Genomic DNA, 19,703 nt, shown 5'->3' with positions numbered 1-19,703 from the left:
ACGCCCGGTTACATTCCGAACCCGGAAGCTAAGCCTTTCAGCGCCGATGGTACTGCAGGGGGGACCCTGTGGGAGAGTAGGACGCCGCCGAACAATCTTTCAAGGACCCTTGGTCCCAGCGTTCATGCTGGGACCAAGGGTCCTTTTTGTTTTGCCGAAGCGCGCCGAACTGGTCGGTGCGCGAGAATGAATGCAGTACCGAAGACAGGAGTCACGTCGATGTCCACCAACTCTTCCGACGATCGTTGGGAGCGCCGCCCGCAGCGGCGCGACGACGGTGACCGCGGTGGTTTCCGGCGTGATGACCGGGGGCCGCGTCGCGACAGCCGCGACGGCGACCGCGGTGAGCGCGGCGGCTTCCGACGTGACGAGCGTGGTGGCGGTGACCGCGGTGGGTTCCGCCGCGACGACCGTGACCGTCCCGCCGGCGGCGACCGCGGCGGCTTCCGTGGCGGCGACCGTCGCGACGACCGGCCGCGTGGCCCGCGTCGTGACGATGAGCGTGGTGGCGGGTTCCGGCGCGACGAGCGTGGCGGGGACCGTCCGGGATTCCGTCGTGACGACCGTTCGTCCGGTGGCGACCGTGGTGGGTTCCGTCGTGACGACCGACGCGATGAGCGTCGGGACGATCGCGGTGGTGACCGCGGTGGCTTCCGTCGCGATGACCGTCGTGATGACCGGGGCGGTGACCGCGGCGGGTTCCGGCGTGACGACCGCGGTGGGTTCCGCGGTGGCGAGCGTGGCGGGGACCGTCCCGGGTTCCGTCGCGATGACCGGCGTGACGACCGGGGCGGTGACCGCGGCGGGTTCCGTCGGGACGATCGCTGTGATGAGCGGCGTGACGACCGTGGTGGGGACCGCCCTTCGTTCCGTCGGGATGACCGGCGTGATGAGCGTGGCGGTGACCGCGGCGGGTTCCGGCGCGACGACCGCGGTGGGGACCGCGGTGGGTTCCGTCGTGACGACCGTGGCGGGGATCGTCCGGGCTTCCGGCGTGACGAGCGTGGCGGGGACCGTCCGGGATTCCGTCGCGATGACCGGCGTGACGACCGGGGCGGTGACCGCGGCGGGTTCCGTCGGGACGATCGCCGTGATGAGCGTCGGGACGACCGTGGTGGTGACCGCGGTGGGTTCCGTCGGGACGATCGCCGTGATGAGCGGCGTGACGACCGTGGTGGGGACCGCCCTTCGTTCCGTCGGGATGACCGTCGTGATGACCGTGGCGGCGACCGCGGCGGGTTCCGGCGTGACGACCGCGGTGGGGACCGTGGTGGGTTCCGTCGTGACGACCGGGGTCCGCGGCGGGACGACCGTGGCGGGTTCCGCAGGGACGACGAGCGCGGTGGGCGTCGGCCGTACGGCGGTGGCCGTGGCCGGGACGACCGTCGTGACGAGCGGCGGGACCGGGACCGGGAGCCGATCAAGCGGCTGCCGATTCCGGAGGACGTCACCGGTGACGAGATCGACAAGGATGTGCGGCAGGAGCTGCTGAGCCTGCCGAAGACGCTCGCCGACGATGTCGCCAAGAACCTGGTGATGGTCGCGAAGCTGCTGGACGAGGACCCGGAGCAGGCGTACGGGTACTCGCGGGTGGCGCTGCGGCTGGCGTCCCGGGTCGCGGCGGTGCGTGAGGCCGCGGGCTTCGCGGCGTACGCGGTCGGCAAGTACAGCGAGGCGCTGGCGGAGTTCCGGGCGGCGCGGCGGATGACCGGCGGTGTCGACCTGTGGCCGGTCATGGCGGACTGCGAGCGCGGTATGGGCCGTCCGGAGAAGGCGCTGGCGATGGCCGGTGAGCCCGAGGTGCAGAAGCTGGACCGGGCCGGGCAGGTCGAGATGCGGCTGGTCGCGGCGGGTGCCCGCAAGGACATGGGGCAGGCGGACGCCGCGGTGGTGACGCTGCAGAGCCCGGAGCTGGCATCGAGCGCCGTCCACCCGTGGACCGCGCGGCTGCGGTACGCGTACGCGGACGCGCTGCTGGAGGTCGGGCGCGAGGACGAGGCGCGTGACTGGTTCGCCAAGGCGCTGGAGGCCGATCAGGGCGGCACGACGGATGCCTCGGACCGGCTCGCCGAGCTGGACGGGGTGGAGTTCACCGACGTGCTGGAGGAGTCCGGCGAGGCGGAGGAGAGCGGCGACGCCGGCGCGGACTCCGGTGAGCGGCCCGACAAGGGCTGAGCCGGCGGGGGCCGGGCCGATGCGGGCTCGGGCCGTGTGAGCGGAGGAATGCAGGAAGGGCGGGATCCCGGTGGGGTCCCGCCCTTCTGCGTGTGCGGGAGGGGTCAGGGGGCGTAGGGGGCGATGGGGTTGCGGAGGGTGCCGATCAGCTGGAGGGCGCCCGCGGGGTCCTGAAGGTCGACCATCTGCTGGTTGTTGCGAAGCTGGAGGCGGTTGAGGCAGGACAGGGCGAACTCCTCGGCGAACATGTCGTACCGGTCGAACTTGTCGGCGAGGTGCGGGTGCGACGTCTGGTAGTCGGTGACGCAGCCGGCGACCGTGCGCCAGAAGGTCTCCTCGTCGAGGACGCCGAGGTCGTCGAGGGTGCCGCTGAGGAAGCGGAAGAAGCAGTCGAAGACGTCCGTGAAGACCGACAGGAGCTTCTTGTCCTCGGGGACGTCGGCGCGGATGCGTTCGACGGTGGGGGGCAGGACCGCGTCGGGGTCCATGACGGCGATCTCCTCGGCGATGTCCTTGAAGATGACGCGGGCCACCGCGCCGTCCTCGACGACCAGGATGGCGTTCTCGCCGTGCGGCATGAAGACCAGGTCGTAGGCGTAGAAGGCGTGCAGGACGGGGGTCAGGTACGCGTCGAGGTAGCGGCGGAGCCAGACGGCGGGCGCCAGGCCGGATTCCTTGATCAGGGCGGCGGCGAACGAGGCGCCGTCGCGGTCGGTGTGCAGCAGGGAGGCCATGGTGGCCAGGCGCTGGCCCGGTTCCAGGGTGGGGACGGGGCTCTCGCGCCACAGGGCGGCGAGCATCTTCAGGTACGGGGAGCCCTTGTCGGTGGCCGCCTCGTACTGGCGGTGGTGGTAGCCGATCGCGGCGCGCTCGCGGATGATCGAGAAGCGGGCGGCCCGGAGGGTGTCGTCGGCGGAGATCAGACGGGCCAGCCAGTCGTTGATGGCCGGGGTGGCCTCCATGTACGAGGCGGACAGGCCGCGCATGAAGCCCATGTTGAGGACCGAGAGCGCCGTCTTGACGTAGTGCTTGGCGGGCGCGGTGGTGTTGAAGAAGGTACGGATGGACTGCTGGGCGAGGTAGTCGTCGTCGCCGGGGCCCAGGCAGACCAGGCGCTGCTGGGCGACCTCCGCGGCGAAGGTGACCGACAGCTTGTTCCACCACTGCCAGGGGTGGGTGGGGAAGAGGTAGTAGTCGTCGGGGTCGAGGCCCAGGGTGGTGAGGGTGGTGTGGAAGCGGTCGCGGGTGGCGGCGGCGAGTTCGTCGCGGACCAGCGAGTCGTAGTCGAGGCCGGCGCCCGCGGTGAACGTGGCGTGGTCGCGGCGGGCGGCGAGCCAGATCAGCCGGACGGGGGCCGCGGCCTCGGGGGCGTAGGCGTGGTACTCGTGGATGCCGAAGCCGAGGCGGCCGTTGTTGGCGACGAAGCAGGGGTGGCCCTCGGTCATGCCGGTCTCGACGGCCTGGAAGCGGGACGCGGCGAGCTCGGTGGCGGTGGGCTGGTCGGCGGCGAGCTTGTAGGCGGTGCCGGAGAGGGTGGAGCTGATCTCCTCCAGGTAGACCGGGAGGATCTGTGCGCCGAGTCCCAGGGCGTCGCGGTGTTCGATGAAGAACTCCACCGCGTCCAGGGGGAGTTCGTCGTGGTGGCGGTGCCGGGTGATGCTGTCGGGGTCGATCTGCCAGTGGTCGAGGGCCTGTCTGCGGGCGGCGAAGCGGTATTCGGTGCTGCCGTCGTCGCTGCGCACGGCGTAGTGCCCGTCGTGGGGCAGGCGCCTGGGGGTGAGCAGCCGTTCGTGGGCGAACTCGGCGAGGGCCTTGCGTATCAGCAGGCGGTTGGCGCGGGCCCACAGTGCGGGGGTGAGGTGGGCGACGGCGTCCTGGGCGGTCGGCCGGGTGCCGGCGGTCATCGGTGGTCTCCTTGGGCGGCCAGGAACTGGTCGCGGGTGCAGGTGCTGAGGCAGGCGTCTTTGGAGGGGAGCGAGACGGTGCGCTGTATCTCGAATCCGACGGCCTTGTTGAGGGCGTGGACGGCGGTGTTGCGGGTGTCCGGCTCGACGACGACGCGGCGGGTGGCCGGGTCGGCGAAGAGCATCTCCATGACGGTGGTGATCACGGCGAGGGTGAAGCCGTGCAGGGGGGTGGCCGTGGGGGCGGTCAGGAAGTGCATGCCGACGTCGCCGGGCCGGGCGGCGTGGATGCCGACCAGTTCGCGGTGGGCGGGGTCGTAGCGCTCCATCAGGAAGGCCGGGGTGCCGTTGTGCAGGCCGAGGAAGGCGTCGTGGAAGGGGTCGGCGGCGATCCGCGCGAACTCCTTCTCGACGTCCGTCGGATCGCAGTCCTGCATCAGCCAGAAGACGGCTTTGGGGTGGGTGACCCAGCCGTGCAGCAGCTCGGCGTCGGCGGCCGGGTCGACCGGGCGCAGCGAGAACTCCCCCAGTGCGGGGTCGGCGCGGGTGAAGGCGGGGGCCTCGCTCATGCGGGGATCTCCATGGGGTGGTGCGGGCCGGCCGGGGCGGCGAATTCCTGGAAGGCGATGGCCTTTTCGACCGGGTAGTACTCGCGGCCGAGCAGCTCGCGGATGATGCACGAGTTGCGGTACGCGGCCATGCCGAGGTCGGGCGTGACGAACCCGTGCGTGTGCAGCTCGGCGTTCTGCACGAAGATGCCGTGGCCGGTGGTGTCGATGCTGTAGTTGCGGGCCACGTCGTAGCGGCCGGTGTCGTCCCAGACGATCCGGTCGCGGACCGGGGTGAGGAAGTCCGGTACGCGGTAGCGGTAGCCGGTGGCGAGGATCAGCCCCTGGGTGTCGAGGACGAAGCCGGTGCCCTGCTCCTCCTGGTGCAGGCCCAGGGTGTAGGTGCCGGTGGTCTCGTCGTAACTCGCGTGGTTCAGCGCGGTGTTGGTCAGCAGGCGGGTGGGGACCGGGCCGGCGAGGTTCTTCTGGTAGAGCAGATCGAAGATGTCGTTGATCAGGGCGGAGTCGATGCCCTTGTAGAGGTGTTTCTGGGTGGTGTTGAGGCGGTCGCGGGTGGCCTGGGGGAGGGCGTGGAAGTAGTCCACGTACTCGGGGGAGGTCATCTCCAGCGTGAGCTTGGTGTATTCGAGCGGGAAGAAGCGGGGGGAGCGGGTGGCCCAGGTCAGGTGGTAGCCGTGGCTGTCGATGTCCTGGAGGAGGTCGAAGTAGATCTCGGCGGCGCTCTGGCCGCTGCCGACGAGGGTGATGGAGTCCTTGGCCTGCAGGGCGGCCTTGGCGTCCAGGTAGTCGGCGTTGTGCAGCAGATCGCCGCCCAGGCCCCGGCAGGCCTCGGGTATGTGCGGCGGGGTGCCGGTGCCCAGGACGAGTCTGCGGGCGCGGTGGGTGGTGCGTTCGCCGGTGGGCAGGTGCTCGGCGTGGACGACGTACAGCTCTTCGCGGGCGTCGTACTCGACGGTGGTGACCTGGTGGGCGAAGCGGACGGAGTCGAGTTTGCCGGCGGCCCAGCGGCAGTAGTCGTTGAACTCGGCGCGCAGCGGATAGAAGCTCTCGCGGATGTAGAACGGGTAGATCCGCCCCGATTCCTTGAGGTAGTTCAGGAACGAGAAGGGCGAGGTGGGGTCGGCGAGGGTGACCAGGTCGGCCATGAAGGGCACCTGGAGATGACTGCTGTCGAGCATCATGCCGGGGTGCCATTCGAAGGACGCCTTGTTGTCCAGGAACAGGCCGTCGAGTCCGTCGATGGGCTCGGTCAGGCAGGCCAGGCCCAGGTTGAAGGGGCCGAGGCCGATGGCGATGAAGTCGTGAGGGGCGGACACAGGAGGGCTCCGAGGGGGGTCGGCTTGGGAGGTCAGCGCGCGCTGAGCGCCGGCTGGGGCTGCTCGGTGAGGAGGCTGCCGGCGTGCTCGGCGATCAGGTCGAGGACGGTGGCGATGTCGTCGAGCGTGGTCTCCGGGTTGAGCAGGGTGAACTTGAGGTAGTGGCGTCCGTCGACCTTGGTGCCCGCGACGATCGCGTCGCCGGAGGCGAACAGGGCGTCCCTGGCGTGCAGATTGACCCGGTCGGCCAGCTCGGGGTCGTGGCCGGTGCCGGGGAGGTAGCGGAAGACCAGGGTGCTGAGCTGGGGCTCGACGACGACTTCGAAGCGGGGGTCGTCGTGGAGGAGTTTCCAGGCGTCCGCGGCGCGGTCGATGACCTCGTCGAAGAGTTCGCCGACGGAGCGGGCGCCCATGATGCGCAGGGTGAGCCAGAGTTTGAGGGCGTCGAAGCGGCGGGTGGTCTGGATCGACTTGTCGACCTGGTTGGGGATGCGCTGCTCGGTCATCCGGCGCGGGTTGAGGTAGTCCGCGTGGTAGGTGACGTGGCGCAGGGTCGTGCGGTCGCGGACCAGGACGGCGCTCGAACTCACCGGCTGGAAGAAGGACTTGTGGTAGTCGACGGTCACCGAGTCGGCGCGCTCGATGCCGTTGAGCAGCTCGCGGCGGCGGGAGACCAGCAGGCCGCAGCCGTAGGCGGCGTCGACGTGCATCCAGGCGCCGTAGTGGTCGCACAGCTCGGCGATCTCGGGGAGCGGGTCGATGGAGCCGAAGTCGGTGGTGCCGGCGGTGGCGACGACGGCCATGGGTATCAGCCCGTCGCGCCGGCAGCGGGCCAGCTCGTCGGCCAGGTCGGTGGTGCGCATCCGCTTGTCCGCGTCGGCCGGGACGGTGATGACGGCTTCCGCGCCCATGCCGAGCAGGGTGGCGGCCTTGCGGATGCTGAAGTGGCTGCACTCGGAGGTGAGGATGCGCAGCCTGGGCAGTACGTCGGTGAGCCGGGCGCCGGGCGGGGCGTCGTCGCGGGTCAGCTCCCGGCGGCAGGCCTCGTCGCGGGCGAGCAGCATGGCCTGGAGGTTGGACTGGCTGCCGCCGCTGGTGAAGATGCCGTCGGCCCGCTCGCCGAGGCCGATCCGGTCGGCCGTCCAGTCGATCAGCCGGCGCTCGATGAGTGTGCCGCCGGCGCTCTGGTCCCAGGTGTCCAGGGAGGAGTTGACGGCGGAGAGCACGGCCTCGCCGACGAGGGCGGGGATCACCACCGGGCAGTTGAGGTGTGCGAGATAGCGCGGGTGGTGGAAGTAGACGGCGTCGCGGAGGTAGACCTCCTCGAGTTCGTCGAGTGCGGCGGCCGGGTCGTGCAGCGGGGTGTCGAGGTCGACGCCGGCGACCGTGGGCGTGAGGCCGTCGACGGAGATGCCGGTGAACGGGCGGGCGGTGCCGGCGATTTTGGCGCTGATCCGCGTGACGCTCTCGGTGACGGCGCTGTGGTAGCGGTGGGCCGTGGCGTTGTTGAGCAGATATGTCCGGCTGTCGGCCGGGTCCTCGGCGGAGTGCGCGAGGAGACTCATGGAGCGGTCCTCCCTGGTGCGGACTTGACCACGTGCTGCGCAGGGTGGGGTGTGTGCGCAGGGGCAGGGAGACCCGCCCGAGACGTAGCGAGGTAAGCCTAACCTAACTACGCCTTGGGGCTGGTCGCAGGTGCCGCGGGCGGGCGGACGCCGGGATTCAGTTGTTGTCGGACTCGTCCAGGGTGCGCAGGACCAGACCGGTGGCGGGCTTGGGCCCGAAGGAGGTGGACTTGCGCGGCATCGTCACACCGCACTCGGCGAGTTGACGGACCGTCTCCTCCGATGTGGCGCGCATCAGGACGGCCGAGCCGCCGTGCCGGGCGGCCTGCTCGACGGCGGCCTCGGCGTGGTGCAGATAGCCGATGTCGGACGGGTGGTCGGGGACGTGCCAGACCTCGTCCAGCAGGACCGAGTGCAGCACGGTCGCGTCCAGCTTCCGCCAGGCCTCCGGCCGGTCCCGGCGGATCGCGCGGTCCAGCAGCTCGGGGTCGGGGCGGTCCAGGAGGTGGAAGGAGTGCCGTCCGCCCGCCAGGACGAAGGCGGTGCCGGGTGTCTCGTCGAGGACCGCCAGCGCGGCGGGCAGCTCGCCCGGGAGCGTACGGGTGCGGAAGGCGCCGGCCAGGTCCGCCAGCGCCTTGGCGGGCGGCAGATGCGGCAGCACGCGGTGGATCGCGCGGACCTGCAGCGGATAGCGGGTGGTGTCGACCAGCAGCACCAGCCCCGACGCCCAGGGCGAGGCGGCGCCGGCCCCGGGCCGCTGCTGGTACAGCCGCTGGTAGGTCGCCCAGCGGTGGTGGCCGTCGGCGATCAGGGCCTGCCGGCGGGCGAGGTCGTCGTCGATGGCCGCGAGATCGGCGGGGTCGGTGACCGCCCACAGGCGGTGGGTGAAGCCGTCCTCCGTGGTCGTGGCGAGCAGCGGGGTGCCCTCCGCCACCCGCTCGACGACCGCCGTGGCCCCGTTCGCGGCGTTCCGGCCACGGTAGGAGAGCAGCAAAGGCTCGAAGTTTGCGGCCGCCGCCCGCATCAGGGCGGCCCGGTCCTCGACGACCTCGTCGATGACGTCCTCGTGCGGCAGCACCGGACCGTCCAGGCGCAGCGCGCCGATCAGCCCGCGCTGCAGCACCTCGCCGGCGCGCTGCTCGTAGACGTACAGCGCGGGCTCGGCGTCCTGCGTCAGCACGCCCTCGGCGCGCCAGCGGCGCAGGGTGTCGGCGGCCTGCCGGTGGCGGGTGGTGGGGTCCGCGGCGTGCGGGAGGATCAGCCGGACGATGTTGTACGGATCGGCGGTCTCCAGATGGCGCACGCCGTCGGGCCGGACCACCACGTCATAGGGCGGCGAGGTCACGGCGGTGAGGCTGCTGATCCGGTCCGGGGCGTAGCGCAGTCCGCGGAACGGGAGGAGGCGGAGGCCGTCGGTACTGGTCATTGAAGAATGCTATGCCGCCGGCCCGATGAGGGAAGATCGGGGGACAGGCCGCTATGGCCGGAACTATCGGTATGCGCGGGGCGGGCGACGGTGCGCCCGGAGCGCGCGGAGAACGCGGAGCCGGCGCCCTTATGGCGCGCGGTGGGACGTTCGTCCACATCATGGCAAGCGAGGAGCGAGACGGCATGAACGAGCAGATTCGCCAGCGGCCCGACGGGAGCCGGCGCCCGCTGAGCGAGGCGTACGACACGGCGCTGCTGGATCTGGACGGTGTCGTCTACGCCGGCGGACAGGCCATCGAGCATGCCGTGGAGTCGCTGATACGCGCGCGGGACGGCGGGATGCATCTGGCGTATGTGACGAACAACGCGGCCCGCACCCCGCAGGCCGTCGCCGACCAGCTGACCGGTTTCGGCCTGCCGACCGGTGCCGGCGAGGTGATCACCTCGGCGCAGGCGGTGGCCCGGCTGATCGCCGAGCAGGTGCCGGCGGGCGCGCGGGTGCTCGCCATCGGGGGCGAGGGGCTGCTGGTGGCGCTGCGCGAGCGCGGTCTGCGGCCGGTCTTCTCCGCGGACGACGACCCGGCGGCGGTGGTGCAGGGCTACGACCCCACGCTGGACTGGGGGCGGCTGGCGGAGGCCGCGTACGCGGTGCAGCGCGGAGTGCCGTGGTTCGCCTCCAACACCGATCTGACCATCCCCAAGGAGCGCGGGATCGCGCCCGGAAACGGCGCGTTGGTGGAGGTGGTCCGGATCGCCGCGGGCGGGACGCCACAGGTGGCGGGGAAGCCGCGGCCGCCGATGCACCGGGAGACGGTGCTGCGGACCGGCGCCGAGCGGCCGCTGGTGGTCGGTGACCGGCTCGACACGGACATCGAGGGCGCCTTCAACGGCGGGGTCGACTCGCTGCTGGTCCTCACCGGCGTCACCACCGCCGCCGAGCTGCTGGCCGCCCCGCCGCAGCACCGTCCGTCCTACGTGGACGCCGATCTGCGCGGGCTGCTCGCGCCCCAGCCGGAGGTGACCGCACAGGACGGCGGCTTCCGGTGCGGCGGCTGGCGGGCCGAGGCGGCCGGCGACACCCTCGCCGTGACGGGCGCGGGTACACCGCTGGACGGGCTGCGGGCGCTGTGCGTGGCGGCCTGGACGGCGGCGGGCGACGGCACTTGCGGCGCGGACGCGGGCAAGGCGCTGGCGCGGATCGGGATGTGAGGGCGGGGCTCCCGCCGCCCCGGGGTGGCAGGAGCCCCCGCGGAGCCGGGCCGTGCGGTCTCAGTCCTCGTCGGCCGGCGCCGTCCCGGCCGTCAGCTCCGCGATCAGGTCCTCCTCGGTGGCGCCGCGTCGCCAGTAGCCGGTGAACTTGACGGCCCTGCGGTCGATTCCGCGCTCGCCGACCAGGTGCCGGCGCACCGCCTTGACGGTCCCCGCCTCGCCGGCGATCCAGGCGTACGGCGTGCCGTCGGGCAGCTCGGCACCGCGCAGGGCGTCCAGTACCGGCTCGCCGTGCGCCGCGGCGGCCGGGCCGCCGACCAGCCAGGTGATCTCGGCGTCCGCGAAGGTCGGCAGCTGCTGCCGGTCGTCCTCGTGGCCGATCTCGATCCAGACCTTGGCCCGGGTGCCGGGGGAGAGCCAGGACAGGATGCCGGCGATCGCGGGCAGCGCGGTCTCGTCGCCGGTGAGCAGGATCCAGTCGGTGCCGGCCGGCGGGCGGAAGTCGACGCCGCCGTTGTCCTCGACGACCGGGGCGAGGACGGTCAGCCGGTCGCCGGGACGGGCCCGGGCGGCCCAGCGGGAGGCCGGGCCGCCGGCCGTGATGGGGGCACCTCCCTGCTCGAACGCAGTTGAGAGCTTGGGGGAGGCTTCAGGACCGGCGCCGTGCAGGGCGAAGTCGACATCGAACTCCTCCGCGTCGGGGCGCTGTTCGCGGATCGTGTACGAGCGCATCATCGGGCGCTCGGCCGGGTCCTGCGCCCGCCAGGCGGTGTACCAGCCCTCGCTCATGTCGTCGAAGACCGGCCGGTCCTGGTGGGGTTGCGGCAGGAAGAGCTTGAAGCGCTGGTCACGACCGCCGGACGCCAGCTCGTGAAGCCGGTCGCCGCCGAAGGTGACCCGCACCATGGAGGGGCTCAGCCGCCGGGAGCGTACGACGTGCACCTCGAAGAAGCGGAACGGAGCGGTGGCGGGGGCGGCGGTCGTGGTCATACGGGAACCTCCCGGGACGGTGGTGGGGTGGGGAGCGGTCGCGGTGGAACGCGGGTCCGGTGGGCGCCGGTTCCACCGCGGCCGTACGTCAGTTGACCTTCTTGGCGCCCTCGATCGCCTTGGCCAGCGATTCGATCAGCGGCGCGGCGCCGGCGTAGGAGAAGCGCGGCTCGCTGGACCAGGGCGTGATCTGGCCGGCCTTGACGGCGGGGAGCTTGGCCCAGGAGGGCTTGGCGGCCAGGTCCTTGGGCTGGAGCGTGGCGGTCCGGTTGTCCAGCAGGAGCACGTCGGCCTTGTACTTGTCGGCGTTCTCCCAGCTCAGGCTCTCGAAGTAGCCGCCCTTGTCCAGGTGGTCGGGGACGACCAGGTCGACGCCGAGGGACTTGTAGTACATGAGGTCGGCGTTGATGCCGGGGTTGGAGGCGTAGAAGAGGTCGGGGCTGCCGGAGCAGGCGAGCACCTTGACAGGGTGGGACTTGGCGGCCCGGCGCAGCGCCTCGGAGGCCTTCTCGAAGCGGGCCTTGGCGTCGGTGACCTTCTTGGCCTCGAGATCGGCGCCGAGCGACTCGGCGAGCTCGGCGTAGCGCTCGATGATCTTGACGAGCGGGACGCGGGCGGAGGTGATGGCGACGGACTTCGCCAGCTTGGCGATCTTGTCCTTGCTGGTGTCGGGCACGAACCACAGCGCGTTCGGCTCGTACATGTTGGTGACCAGCAGTTCGGGGCGCAGTCCCGCGTACTTCTCCACGTTGAACTGGTTGTAGGCGTTGCCGATGATGGTGACCTTGTCGACGTCGAGGTCGCCGGCCTGCGGGTCGGGCTTGCCGTTCTTGAGCTTGGTGGGTCCGAAGACGCCCACTATCTGGTCGTCGATACCGAAGTCGTGCAGTGCGGCCGCGGTGCCGGTGAAGGCGACGATGCGCTGCGGGGTGCTCTTGAGGGAGACCTTCTGCTTGCGGTCGTCGGTGAAGGACCAGGGGCCGCCCTTGCCGCCGCCGGCACCCGCCGAGCCCTTGTCTCCACCGCACGCGGCGAGCAGGGCGCCGATGCCGACGGCACCGCCCGCGGCGAGGATGCCGCGGCGGGACAGGGTTACGCTTCGGGAGGTGCTCATGGTGGGTGTGCTTCTCTCTGGGAAGGGCCTGCGAGGCGGGAAGGGCCTGCGAGTGAATGTGAGGGTAGGCTAACCTAACCATCGTGTTGGTTGACAGTCCCCCCGAAGCAGCGACGGCTCCGGCCTCCGCGGTACCCCGACGACCACATGCCATGCGCTCCGCGGGGCTGCTCGCCTCCCTCGCCGTCCTGGCCGTCGTCACCGTCCTCGGCATCGCCGTCGGCGCCAAGCAGATCCCTCTCGACCATGTGTGGCACGGGGTGTTCCACTACTCCGGCTCCGACACCGACGTGGTCGTCCGCGATGTGCGCCTGCCCCGCACCCTGCTCGGCCTGATCGTCGGCGCCGCCCTCGGCCTGGCCGGCACGGTCATGCAGGCGCTGACCCGGAATCCCCTGGCCGACCCCGGGGTTCTGGGCATCAACGCCGGAGCCTCGGCCGCCGTCGTCTCCGCCATCAGCTTTCTCGGCGTCACCTCACTGACCGGCTATGTGTGGTTCGCGTTCGCCGGCGCCGCGCTGGTCTCCGTCGCGGTGTACGTCCTCGGCGGCACCCGCGGCGCCACACCCGTACGCCTCGCCCTCGCCGGCACCGCGCTGACCGCGGTCCTCACCGGCTACCTCAACGCGGTCAACCTGATGGACACCGCGGCGCTGGACAAGATGCGCTTCTGGACGGTGGGTTCGCTGGCCGCCGCCACCCTGCCCACCGTCACCCAGATCGCGCCGTTCCTCGCGGCCGGCGGCGTCCTGGCACTGCTGATCGCCCGGCCGCTGAACGCGATCGCGCTCGGCGACGACCAGGCGCGGGCGCTCGGCTCCCGGCTGACCCGCACCCGGGTGCTGGCGATGCTCGCCGTCACCCTGCTGTGCGGCGGGGCGACCGCCGCCTGTGGCCCGATCGTCTATGTCGGCCTGATGGTTCCGCATGTCGTACGGGCCATCACCGGGCCCGACATGCGCTGGATCCTGCCGTACTCCGCGGTGCTCTCACCGGTGCTGCTGCTCGGCGCGGACGTCCTCGGGCGCATCGTGGCCCGGCCCGGAGAGCTGCAGGTCGGCATCGTCACGGCCGTCGTCGGCGGCCCGGTCTTCATCTATCTCGTACGGCGTCGGAGGATGGCCCAGCTGTGAGTACGACCGTCAAGCCCGGGCAGGGCCCCGGCAGGGAAAGCGGGACCGGGGCGGTCCGGACGGTGCGGGCCGTGCGTACGCCGGGCGGGCTCTCGCTGCGCCTGGACGTGCGCGCCGTCGTCGTCGGACTGCTGCTGCTGGCCCTCGCGCTGGCCGCCGGCATCGCGCTGATCGGCTCCGGCGACTACCCGATGACGCCGGCCGAGGTGGTCGCCACGCTGGCCGGCGGCGGCGACGCCGGCCAGCAGTTCATCGTCCAGGACCTGCGGCTGCCGCGGGTGCTGGTGGGGCTGCTGGTCGGCGCCGCGTTCGGGGTCGCCGGGGCGGTCTTCCAGACCGTCACACGCAACCCGCTGGGCAGCCCGGACGTCCTCGGCTTCGCCCAGGGCTCGTCCGTCGGCGCGCTGACCGCCATCGTCTACTTCCAGGCCGGGACCTTCGCGGTCGCCGCCGGTGCGGTCGCCGGCGGGGTGGCCACCGGACTCGCCATCTTCCTGCTCGCCTGGAAGGGCGGCATCCACGGCTACCGCTTCGTGCTCGTCGGCATCGGAGCCAGCGCCATGCTCTACGCGATGGTGCTCTACCTCATGACCAAGGCGAACATCGTCGAGGCGACCCAGGCCACCACCTGGATGACCGGTTCCCTCAGCGGCCGCGACTGGGACCAGGTCTGGCCGCTGGCCGCCGTCTGCGCCGTCTGCCTGCCGCTGGTGCTGTGCTACGGGCGGCCGCTGCGGATGCTGGAGATGGGCGACGACGCCGCCTACGCGCTGGGCGTACGGGTCGACCGGGTCCGCGTCGTGGTGCTGATGGCCGCGGTCGTGCTCGTCGCCTCCGCCACCGCGGCGGCCGGGCCGATCTCCTTCGTCGCGCTCACCGCGCCCCAACTGGCGCGGCGGCTCACCCGCTCGCCCGGCCCCAACCTGGTGCCCGCCGCCCTGATGGGCGCCGTCCTGCTGGTCGCGGCGGACTGGTCGTCACAGCAGCTCTTCGGCGCCGACCAGCTGCCGGTGGGCGTGCTGACCGGCGTCCTCGGCGGCGGCTATCTGCTGTGGCTGCTGGCCACGGAGCGCCGGGCGGGGCGGATATGACACGCGGCGGGGCGGGCAGGGCGCGCCCGAGGCGGTGCCCGCGGGCCGGTGCGCGTCCACCGGCACCGGACCGGCGGCAGCCGGGCAGCAGCAGCGACACGACAACCCCAGGAGTTTCGAAGTGAGCCGTCTCACGGCCGAGAACGTCACCCTCGCCTACGACCAGCGGGTCATCGCCGAGAACCTCTCGGTCGCCATCCCCGACCAGTCCTTCACGGTCATCGTCGGCCCGAACGCCTGCGGCAAGTCCACGCTGCTGCGCGCCCTGTCGCGGATGCTCAAGCCGGCCGCCGGATCGGTGCTGCTGGACGGCTCCGCGATCTCCTCGCTCCCGGCCAAGAAGGTCGCACGGACACTGGGGCTGCTGCCGCAGTCCTCGATCGCCCCGGACGGCATCACGGTCGCGGACCTGGTGGCGCGCGGCCGCTACCCGCACCAGGGACTGCTGCGGCAGTGGTCCGCCGACGACGAGCGGATCGTCCGGGAGTCGATGGCGGCGACCGGCGTCGGCGCGCTGGCCGACCGCTATGTCGACGAGCTGTCCGGCGGGCAGCGCCAGCGGGTGTGGATCGCGATGGCGCTCGCCCAGCAGACGCCGCTGTTCCTGCTGGACGAACCGACGACATACCTGGACATCCAGCACCAGATCGAGGTGCTGGACCTGTGCGCGGAGCTGCACGAGGAGCAGGGGCGGACGCTGGTCGCGGTGCTGCACGACCTCAACCACGCCGCCCGCTACGCCACCCACCTCATCGCCATGAAGGACGGTGCGGTCATCGCCCAGGGCGCGCCGGCCGACATCGTCACGGCGGAGCTGGTGGAGCGGGTCTTCGGACTGACCTGCCAGGTCATCGACGATCCGGAGACCGGCACGCCGCTGGTGGTGCCGGCGGCGCGGAGGCCGCGCACACCGCGTACCGGCGTCGCGGCGGCGACCGGCAGGAGCGCGGCGACTACAGCAGCGTCCTGAGGCGCAGCAGGTCGCGCAGGCCGGCCTCCAGCTTGACGCGGCCGCTGCCCCAGGCCCTGGCGAAGTTCAGCTGCCCGTCGACCAGCGCGACCAGATCGTCGCCCGCCATCGTCAGGCGGATCTCGGCCTTGCTCGGCGGCGGGCCGGGGACGCAGGTCACGTCCTGGATGGTGCCGCCGGCCAGCCGCCCGAGGAACGTCACATCGAGGTCCGTGATGCGGCAGCTGAGCGAACGGTCGAGTGCGGCGGCGCTGCGGACGCTGCCGTCAGCCGAGGACAGGTTCTGGGCCAGCCGGTCGAGCGCGGCACGGCACTGGTCGAGAGTTGCCATCGTGACCGACGATACGCCAGGTCGCGGGCGGCTCGTTCGTCCGTGACCCCGCCCGTCGAGGTAGCGTCGGGGGCATGGAAGAGCCGACGTCCGGCCCGGAGCCGGAGGTCCCCGCGGGGGCCGTGGGGAGCGAGCCAGCCAAGCCCGTAACGCCTGGGCCGGCGGAGCCCGTGTCGCCCGGGGAGCCCGAGACCCCGGCCGCGCCCGACGGGCCGCAGCCGCTGGGGGTGGGGGTGGTGCCCACCGGGCAGGCCGCGGTCGACGCCGGGCTGCGCCGACTCGCCGACGCCGACCACCTCCCGTCGAGCGGGCACCTCCAGGTGTACGAGGATGTCCACCGTGGGCTGCGCGATGTGCTGGCCGGTCTCGACCAGCACCCCGGGCCGCCCGCCCCTTCCTCGACGACGTACGACAACAGGAGCTGAACCACAGGTGGCAGGAGTGGCACGACGCCGACTCGACGCGGAGCTGGTGCGCCGCAAGCTGGCCCGTTCGCGCGAGCACGCGAGCCAGCTGATCGCCGCGGGCCGGGTGACCGTCGGCGGCGCGACCGCGACCAAGCCGGCCACCCAGGTGGAGACCAGCGCGGCCGTGGTCGTGCGCGCGGACGAGAGCGACCCCGACTACGTCTCGCGCGGTGGCCACAAGCTCGCGGGGGCGTTCGCCGCCTTCGTGCCGCTCGGCCTGAAGATCGAGGGCCGGCGGGCGCTGGACGCGGGCGCCTCGACCGGTGGCTTCACCGATGTGCTGCTGCGGGCCGGCGCGGGTCATGTCGTCGCCGTGGACGTCGGATACGGACAGCTCGCCTGGTCGCTGCAGAGCGATGAGCGGGTCACCGTGAAGGACCGCACCAACGTACGCGAGTTGACGCTCGAACAGATCGACTCCCGGCCCGTCGACCTGATCGTCGGCGATCTCTCCTTCATCCCGCTGGGGCTCGTACTGCCCGCGCTGGTGGGCTGCGCGGCACCGGACGCGGACCTGGTGATGATGGTCAAGCCGCAGTTCGAGGTCGGCAAGGAGCGGCTGGGCAGCGGCGGAGTCGTGCGCAGCGCACAGCTGCGGGCGGAGGCGGTGCGAGCCGTCGCGAACCGGGCGGCCGAACTGGGACTTGGCGTACTTGGAGTAGTTGCCAGCCCGCTGCCTGGACCTTCGGGGAATGTCGAGTACTTTCTGTGGCTGCGCGCCGGGGCGCCTGCACTCGACCCGGCGGATGTCGACCGTGCAGTGGCGGAGGGGCCTCGTTGACCACAACCCAGGCAGTTGAAGGCAGCGCAGCACACGAGAACACCGGAGCCGAGCGGACGGTGTTCCTGCTCGCACACACCGGCCGCCCCGCGGCCATCCGCAGCGCCGAACTCGTCGTCCAAGGGCTGCTGCGCAGCGGGATCGGCGTACGGGTGCTGGCGGAGGAGGCCGCGGACCTGCCGTTGCCGCCGGAGGTCCAGCGCGTCGACTCCGAGCAGTGCGCCGCCGAGGGCTGCGAACTGCTGGTGGTCCTGGGCGGCGACGGCACGCTGCTGCGCGGCGCGGACTTCGCCAGGACGTCCGGGGTGCCGATGCTCGGCGTCAACCTCGGCCGGGTCGGCTTCCTCGCGGAGGCCGAACGCGATGACCTCGACAAGGTCGTCGACCGGGTCGTCACCCGTGCCTACGAGGTCGAGGAGCGGATGACGCTCGACGTCCTGGTCCGCAACAACGGCAGTGTCGTGCACACCGACTGGGCCCTCAACGAGGCGTCGGTGGAGAAGGCCGCGCGCGAGCGGATGCTGGAGGTGGTGACGGAGGTCGACGGGCGGCCCGTCTCGCGCTTCGGCGGTGACGGCGTGGTCTGCGCGACCCCGACCGGTTCGACCGCGTACGCCTTCTCGGCCGGCGGTCCCGTGGTCTGGCCCGAGGTCGAGGCCCTGCTGATGGTCCCGATCAGCGCGCACGCCCTCTTCGCCAAGCCGCTGGTCACCTCGCCCCGTTCCGTCCTCGCGGTCGAGGTGCAGCCCAAGACCCCGCACGGTGTGCTGTGGTGCGACGGCCGGCGCAGCGTCGAACTCCCCGCCGGTGCCCGCGTCGAGGTCCGCCGCGGCGCCGTCCCCGTACGTCTGGCGCGGCTGCATCATGCCTCCTTCACAGATCGTCTGGTCGCCAAGTTCGCCCTCCCGGTGGCGGGGTGGCGGGGAGCGCCTCACTAGGGCCTGACCATCGGACGGGCTCCTGGGGCACCGGGGCCCGTCCGGCGCGGACCCCGCACGGGGCGCCTCAGTGGCGGTCCCGTGGAGCCGGGTGCGCGAGGAGCTCCCTGGCGCGGGTGAGGGCGGAGTCCTGCCGGGCGGAGAGTTCCTCCTCGGTGAAGACCGGGGTGGGGACGGCCGGGGGTATGCCCACGCCGTCGAAGGTGCGGCCGTCGGGCGTCAGGAACTCCTCGTTGGGCAGGGCGAAGGTCCAGCCGTTCGGGAGCCTGCGGTCCAGAATGTCGGAGAAGACGCCCTGGGTGTTCTCGCCGATGCGCGTGGGGGCCGGGGAGCGGCCCATCAGGGACTGGGTGAAGGTCTCACCCGCGCTGATGGTCAGCCGGCCGGTGAGGACCGCTATCGGGCCGGTGTAGACCGGGCCGTGATACGGGCGGATGCGGGCCGGCTGGGGCGTGGTGAACCTGCCCGGGTCGCGCGGGTCGTTCCGGGCCCGCTTGCGGTAGGCGGGATAGGGGCGGTCGGTCAGCCGTGAGGCGATGCGCAGGCCGAGGGGGTCGGCTCCGCCGCCGTTGAGCCGTACGTCGACGATCAGCCCGCGCAGGGCCGCCGGGCCCGTTGTGCGGGCTCTGGTGAACACCGAGTTCAGGGCGCGGTTGAGCTCGGCCACATCGCCGGCATAGTCGCCCTTGCCGGTGTAGCCGGCGAACTGGGTGACACGGAAGTAGCCGATGCGGCCGGGGAGATCGGCGTAGGTCAGCCTGCCCTGGGCCCAGCGCCGCTGGACGGTGCCCGCGCCGAGGTTCGCGGCGATCGCCTTGTCGATACGGGCGGTGGATTCGGGAGTGGGCAGGACGGTCCCGGGGCGTTTGCCCGCGAACCACTGGTCGGGGCCCGCCACGACCCGGGTGTGCGCGTCGTGCAGCGGCTCGATCATCTTCCGGAACACCGCGAGGAGTTCGCCGTCGGTGGTCCTTGCGGTGATGCGGGGGCGGTAGCGGTCGCGGACCGTCGCCCAGTCGATCTTCTTCGCGCGGAAGAAGGGGTAGTTCTCGGCATAGGTCTGCCACAGGACGTCGAAGGCCGCCCGGGGGTCGCGCGACGGGCGCTGCGCGCAGCGGGCCGGCAGCGCGTCGATGCGGTGCAGCGACCGATGGCCGACGTTGTCCTCCACGGTCAGCCGGGCGCGGCCGGCGCCCGCCGGGACCACGGTGATCGGGGCCGAGTCCGGGATCGCGAAGCGGGTTCGGCCGGCCGCGTCCGGGGCGCCGGTGCGGGTGCCCTTGACGGCCCCGGGAAGGCAGCTCACCGCGGTGGTCTCGTACGTCCGCAGTCCACGGCCCTTGAGCGTGACGAGGGTGCCGTAGCCGTCCATCCGCCAGACGCCCTCCAGCGATCCGGCCGAGGTGCGGGCGGACCGCTCCGCGGCGGGGTCTTGTGGGGCGGCGCCGGCGTCCGTGCCGGAGCGGTCCGCGCGGGCCGGGCCGGCACAGGCCGCGGTGGCGGTCAGAGCGGCGGCGACGGCCACCGCGGCGAGCGGCAGCAGCGGCGAGCGGCGGGGGAGGCGCGGGCGGGCGGGCCCGGATCGGCGGTGGGGTGGGGCGTGCCCGCCGGGCCGTTTGTCCGTGCCGATTTGGTCGTTCATAGTGCTTCGGTCCTCATGCTGGAGCGGTGAGTGGTGAGCGGTGAGCGGTGCTGGATCGGTGGTTCAGTGCTGGATCGGAC

At 72.2% G+C, this 19,703-nt stretch carries 18 protein-coding genes and 1 rRNA gene; 10 read left to right on the top strand and 9 right to left on the bottom strand.

Features of this window, described 5'->3' with window-relative positions:
* From rrf to AC0680_RS25785, 3 genes are all read left to right on the top strand, one after another.
* Positions 1 to 93, top strand: a 5S ribosomal RNA gene (gene rrf / locus AC0680_RS25795); the annotation flags it as partial.
* A 193-nt stretch (positions 94 to 286) separates the two neighbouring features.
* Complete coding sequence (locus AC0680_RS25790; protein WP_478632956.1) at positions 287 to 1,492, top strand: hypothetical protein; 1,206 nt, start codon at positions 287 to 289, stop codon at positions 1,490 to 1,492.
* Complete coding sequence (locus tag AC0680_RS25785) at positions 1,429 to 2,175, top strand: tetratricopeptide repeat protein (RefSeq protein ID WP_478632954.1); 747 nt, start codon at positions 1,429 to 1,431, stop codon at positions 2,173 to 2,175. The genes AC0680_RS25790 and AC0680_RS25785 overlap by 64 nt, the downstream gene beginning before the upstream one ends.
* 104 nt (positions 2,176 to 2,279) lie before the next feature.
* On the opposite strand, the gene AC0680_RS25780 is transcribed toward AC0680_RS25785, so the two are convergent.
* The 5 genes from AC0680_RS25780 to AC0680_RS25760 form a co-directional block, all read right to left on the bottom strand.
* Positions 2,280 to 4,079, bottom strand: coding sequence for an IucA/IucC family protein (locus tag AC0680_RS25780; protein WP_478632937.1), 1,800 nt, complete (start codon positions 4,077 to 4,079; stop codon positions 2,280 to 2,282).
* Positions 4,076 to 4,648 (bottom strand): GNAT family N-acetyltransferase, encoded by a 573-nt coding sequence (locus tag AC0680_RS25775; RefSeq protein ID WP_478632936.1) that lies wholly within the window; start codon positions 4,646 to 4,648, stop codon positions 4,076 to 4,078. The genes AC0680_RS25780 and AC0680_RS25775 overlap by 4 nt, the downstream gene beginning before the upstream one ends.
* Entirely contained in the window at positions 4,645 to 5,964 is a 1,320-nt protein-coding gene (locus AC0680_RS25770; RefSeq protein WP_478632934.1) for a lysine N(6)-hydroxylase/L-ornithine N(5)-oxygenase family protein, read from the bottom strand. The genes AC0680_RS25775 and AC0680_RS25770 overlap by 4 nt, the downstream gene beginning before the upstream one ends.
* Positions 5,965 to 5,996: 32 nt before the next feature.
* Complete coding sequence (locus AC0680_RS25765) at positions 5,997 to 7,529, bottom strand: pyridoxal phosphate-dependent decarboxylase family protein (protein WP_478632933.1); 1,533 nt, start codon at positions 7,527 to 7,529, stop codon at positions 5,997 to 5,999.
* A gap of 157 nt (positions 7,530 to 7,686) precedes the next feature.
* A complete protein-coding gene (locus AC0680_RS25760) occupies positions 7,687 to 8,955 on the bottom strand; it encodes a DUF1015 family protein (protein ID WP_478632931.1) in 1,269 nt (422 codons plus the stop codon).
* 185 nt (positions 8,956 to 9,140) lie between these two features.
* On the opposite strand from AC0680_RS25760, the gene AC0680_RS25755 reads away from it, so the two are divergent.
* The gene (locus AC0680_RS25755) at positions 9,141 to 10,166 is read left to right on the top strand and encodes an HAD-IIA family hydrolase (RefSeq protein ID WP_478632929.1); all 1,026 of its coding nucleotides are present in this window, start codon (positions 9,141 to 9,143) and stop codon (positions 10,164 to 10,166) included.
* 60 nt (positions 10,167 to 10,226) lie between these two features.
* Here the strand turns inward: AC0680_RS25755 and AC0680_RS25750 are convergent, their stop codons facing one another.
* Positions 10,227 to 11,156 (bottom strand): siderophore-interacting protein, encoded by a 930-nt coding sequence (locus AC0680_RS25750; RefSeq protein ID WP_478632926.1) that lies wholly within the window; start codon positions 11,154 to 11,156, stop codon positions 10,227 to 10,229.
* Positions 11,157 to 11,244: 88 nt separating this feature from the next.
* On the bottom strand, positions 11,245 to 12,270 hold the full coding sequence (locus tag AC0680_RS25745) for an ABC transporter substrate-binding protein (RefSeq protein ID WP_478632925.1): 1,026 nt from the start codon (positions 12,268 to 12,270) through the stop codon (positions 11,245 to 11,247).
* 152 nt (positions 12,271 to 12,422) lie between these two features.
* On the opposite strand from AC0680_RS25745, the gene AC0680_RS25740 reads away from it, so the two are divergent.
* The 3 genes from AC0680_RS25740 (at position 12,423) to AC0680_RS25730 (ending at position 15,464) form a co-directional block, all read left to right on the top strand.
* A complete protein-coding gene (locus tag AC0680_RS25740) occupies positions 12,423 to 13,403 on the top strand; it encodes a FecCD family ABC transporter permease (RefSeq protein WP_478632923.1) in 981 nt (326 codons plus the stop codon).
* Positions 13,400 to 14,494 (top strand): FecCD family ABC transporter permease, encoded by a 1,095-nt coding sequence (locus tag AC0680_RS25735; RefSeq protein WP_478632920.1) that lies wholly within the window; start codon positions 13,400 to 13,402, stop codon positions 14,492 to 14,494. The genes AC0680_RS25740 and AC0680_RS25735 overlap by 4 nt, the downstream gene beginning before the upstream one ends.
* 121 nt (positions 14,495 to 14,615) lie before the next feature.
* Complete coding sequence (locus tag AC0680_RS25730; protein ID WP_478632918.1) at positions 14,616 to 15,464, top strand: ABC transporter ATP-binding protein; 849 nt, start codon at positions 14,616 to 14,618, stop codon at positions 15,462 to 15,464.
* Here the strand turns inward: AC0680_RS25730 and AC0680_RS25725 are convergent.
* Entirely contained in the window at positions 15,448 to 15,795 is a 348-nt protein-coding gene (locus AC0680_RS25725) for a sterol-binding protein (protein WP_478632915.1), read from the bottom strand. The two genes, AC0680_RS25730 and AC0680_RS25725, sit on opposite strands and share 17 nt — an antisense overlap.
* A gap of 74 nt (positions 15,796 to 15,869) precedes the next feature.
* Between AC0680_RS25725 and AC0680_RS25720 the strand changes: the two genes are divergently transcribed.
* From AC0680_RS25720 to AC0680_RS25710, 3 genes are read left to right on the top strand one after another with little or no spacing between them, the layout of a single operon-like run.
* A complete protein-coding gene (locus AC0680_RS25720) occupies positions 15,870 to 16,220 on the top strand; it encodes a hypothetical protein (RefSeq protein WP_478632912.1) in 351 nt (116 codons plus the stop codon).
* 7 nt (positions 16,221 to 16,227) lie between these two features.
* Positions 16,228 to 17,043, top strand: coding sequence for a TlyA family RNA methyltransferase (locus AC0680_RS25715; protein WP_384439597.1), 816 nt, complete (start codon positions 16,228 to 16,230; stop codon positions 17,041 to 17,043).
* Positions 17,040 to 17,981: an NAD kinase gene (locus tag AC0680_RS25710; RefSeq protein ID WP_399144493.1), complete on the top strand. Its 942-nt coding sequence runs from the start codon at positions 17,040 to 17,042 to the stop codon at positions 17,979 to 17,981. Before AC0680_RS25715 ends, AC0680_RS25710 begins: the two co-directional genes overlap by 4 nt.
* Before the next feature lie 67 nt (positions 17,982 to 18,048).
* Here AC0680_RS25710 and AC0680_RS25705 read toward each other — a convergent pair whose 3' ends face one another.
* The gene (locus AC0680_RS25705; protein WP_478632908.1) at positions 18,049 to 19,623 is read right to left on the bottom strand and encodes a S41 family peptidase; all 1,575 of its coding nucleotides are present in this window, start codon (positions 19,621 to 19,623) and stop codon (positions 18,049 to 18,051) included.
* Between the last annotated feature and the right edge of the window lie 80 nt (positions 19,624 to 19,703).

This window comes from Streptomyces sp. NPDC043738 (genome assembly GCF_056436545.1).
The sequence above is the reverse complement of the archived record's forward strand: the minus strand, read 5'-3'. Positions and strand labels throughout refer to the sequence as shown.

Coding starts and splice junctions, on each gene's coding strand:
- AC0680_RS25780 (WP_478632937.1), bottom strand. CDS start 4,079: ATGACCGCCGGCACCCGGCCGACCGCCCAGGACGCCGTCGCCCACCTC.
- AC0680_RS25725 (WP_478632915.1), bottom strand. CDS start 15,795: ATGGCAACTCTCGACCAGTGCCGTGCCGCGCTCGACCGGCTGGCCCAG.
- AC0680_RS25740 (WP_478632923.1), top strand. CDS start 12,423: ATGCGCTCCGCGGGGCTGCTCGCCTCCCTCGCCGTCCTGGCCGTCGTC.
- AC0680_RS25760 (WP_478632931.1), bottom strand. CDS start 8,955: ATGACCAGTACCGACGGCCTCCGCCTCCTCCCGTTCCGCGGACTGCGC.
- AC0680_RS25765 (WP_478632933.1), bottom strand. CDS start 7,529: ATGAGTCTCCTCGCGCACTCCGCCGAGGACCCGGCCGACAGCCGGACA.
- AC0680_RS25720 (WP_478632912.1), top strand. CDS start 15,870: ATGGAAGAGCCGACGTCCGGCCCGGAGCCGGAGGTCCCCGCGGGGGCC.
- AC0680_RS25745 (WP_478632925.1), bottom strand. CDS start 12,270: ATGAGCACCTCCCGAAGCGTAACCCTGTCCCGCCGCGGCATCCTCGCC.
- AC0680_RS25775 (WP_478632936.1), bottom strand. CDS start 4,648: ATGAGCGAGGCCCCCGCCTTCACCCGCGCCGACCCCGCACTGGGGGAG.
- AC0680_RS25750 (WP_478632926.1), bottom strand. CDS start 11,156: ATGACCACGACCGCCGCCCCCGCCACCGCTCCGTTCCGCTTCTTCGAG.
- AC0680_RS25705 (WP_478632908.1), bottom strand. CDS start 19,623: ATGAACGACCAAATCGGCACGGACAAACGGCCCGGCGGGCACGCCCCA.
- AC0680_RS25755 (WP_478632929.1), top strand. CDS start 9,141: ATGAACGAGCAGATTCGCCAGCGGCCCGACGGGAGCCGGCGCCCGCTG.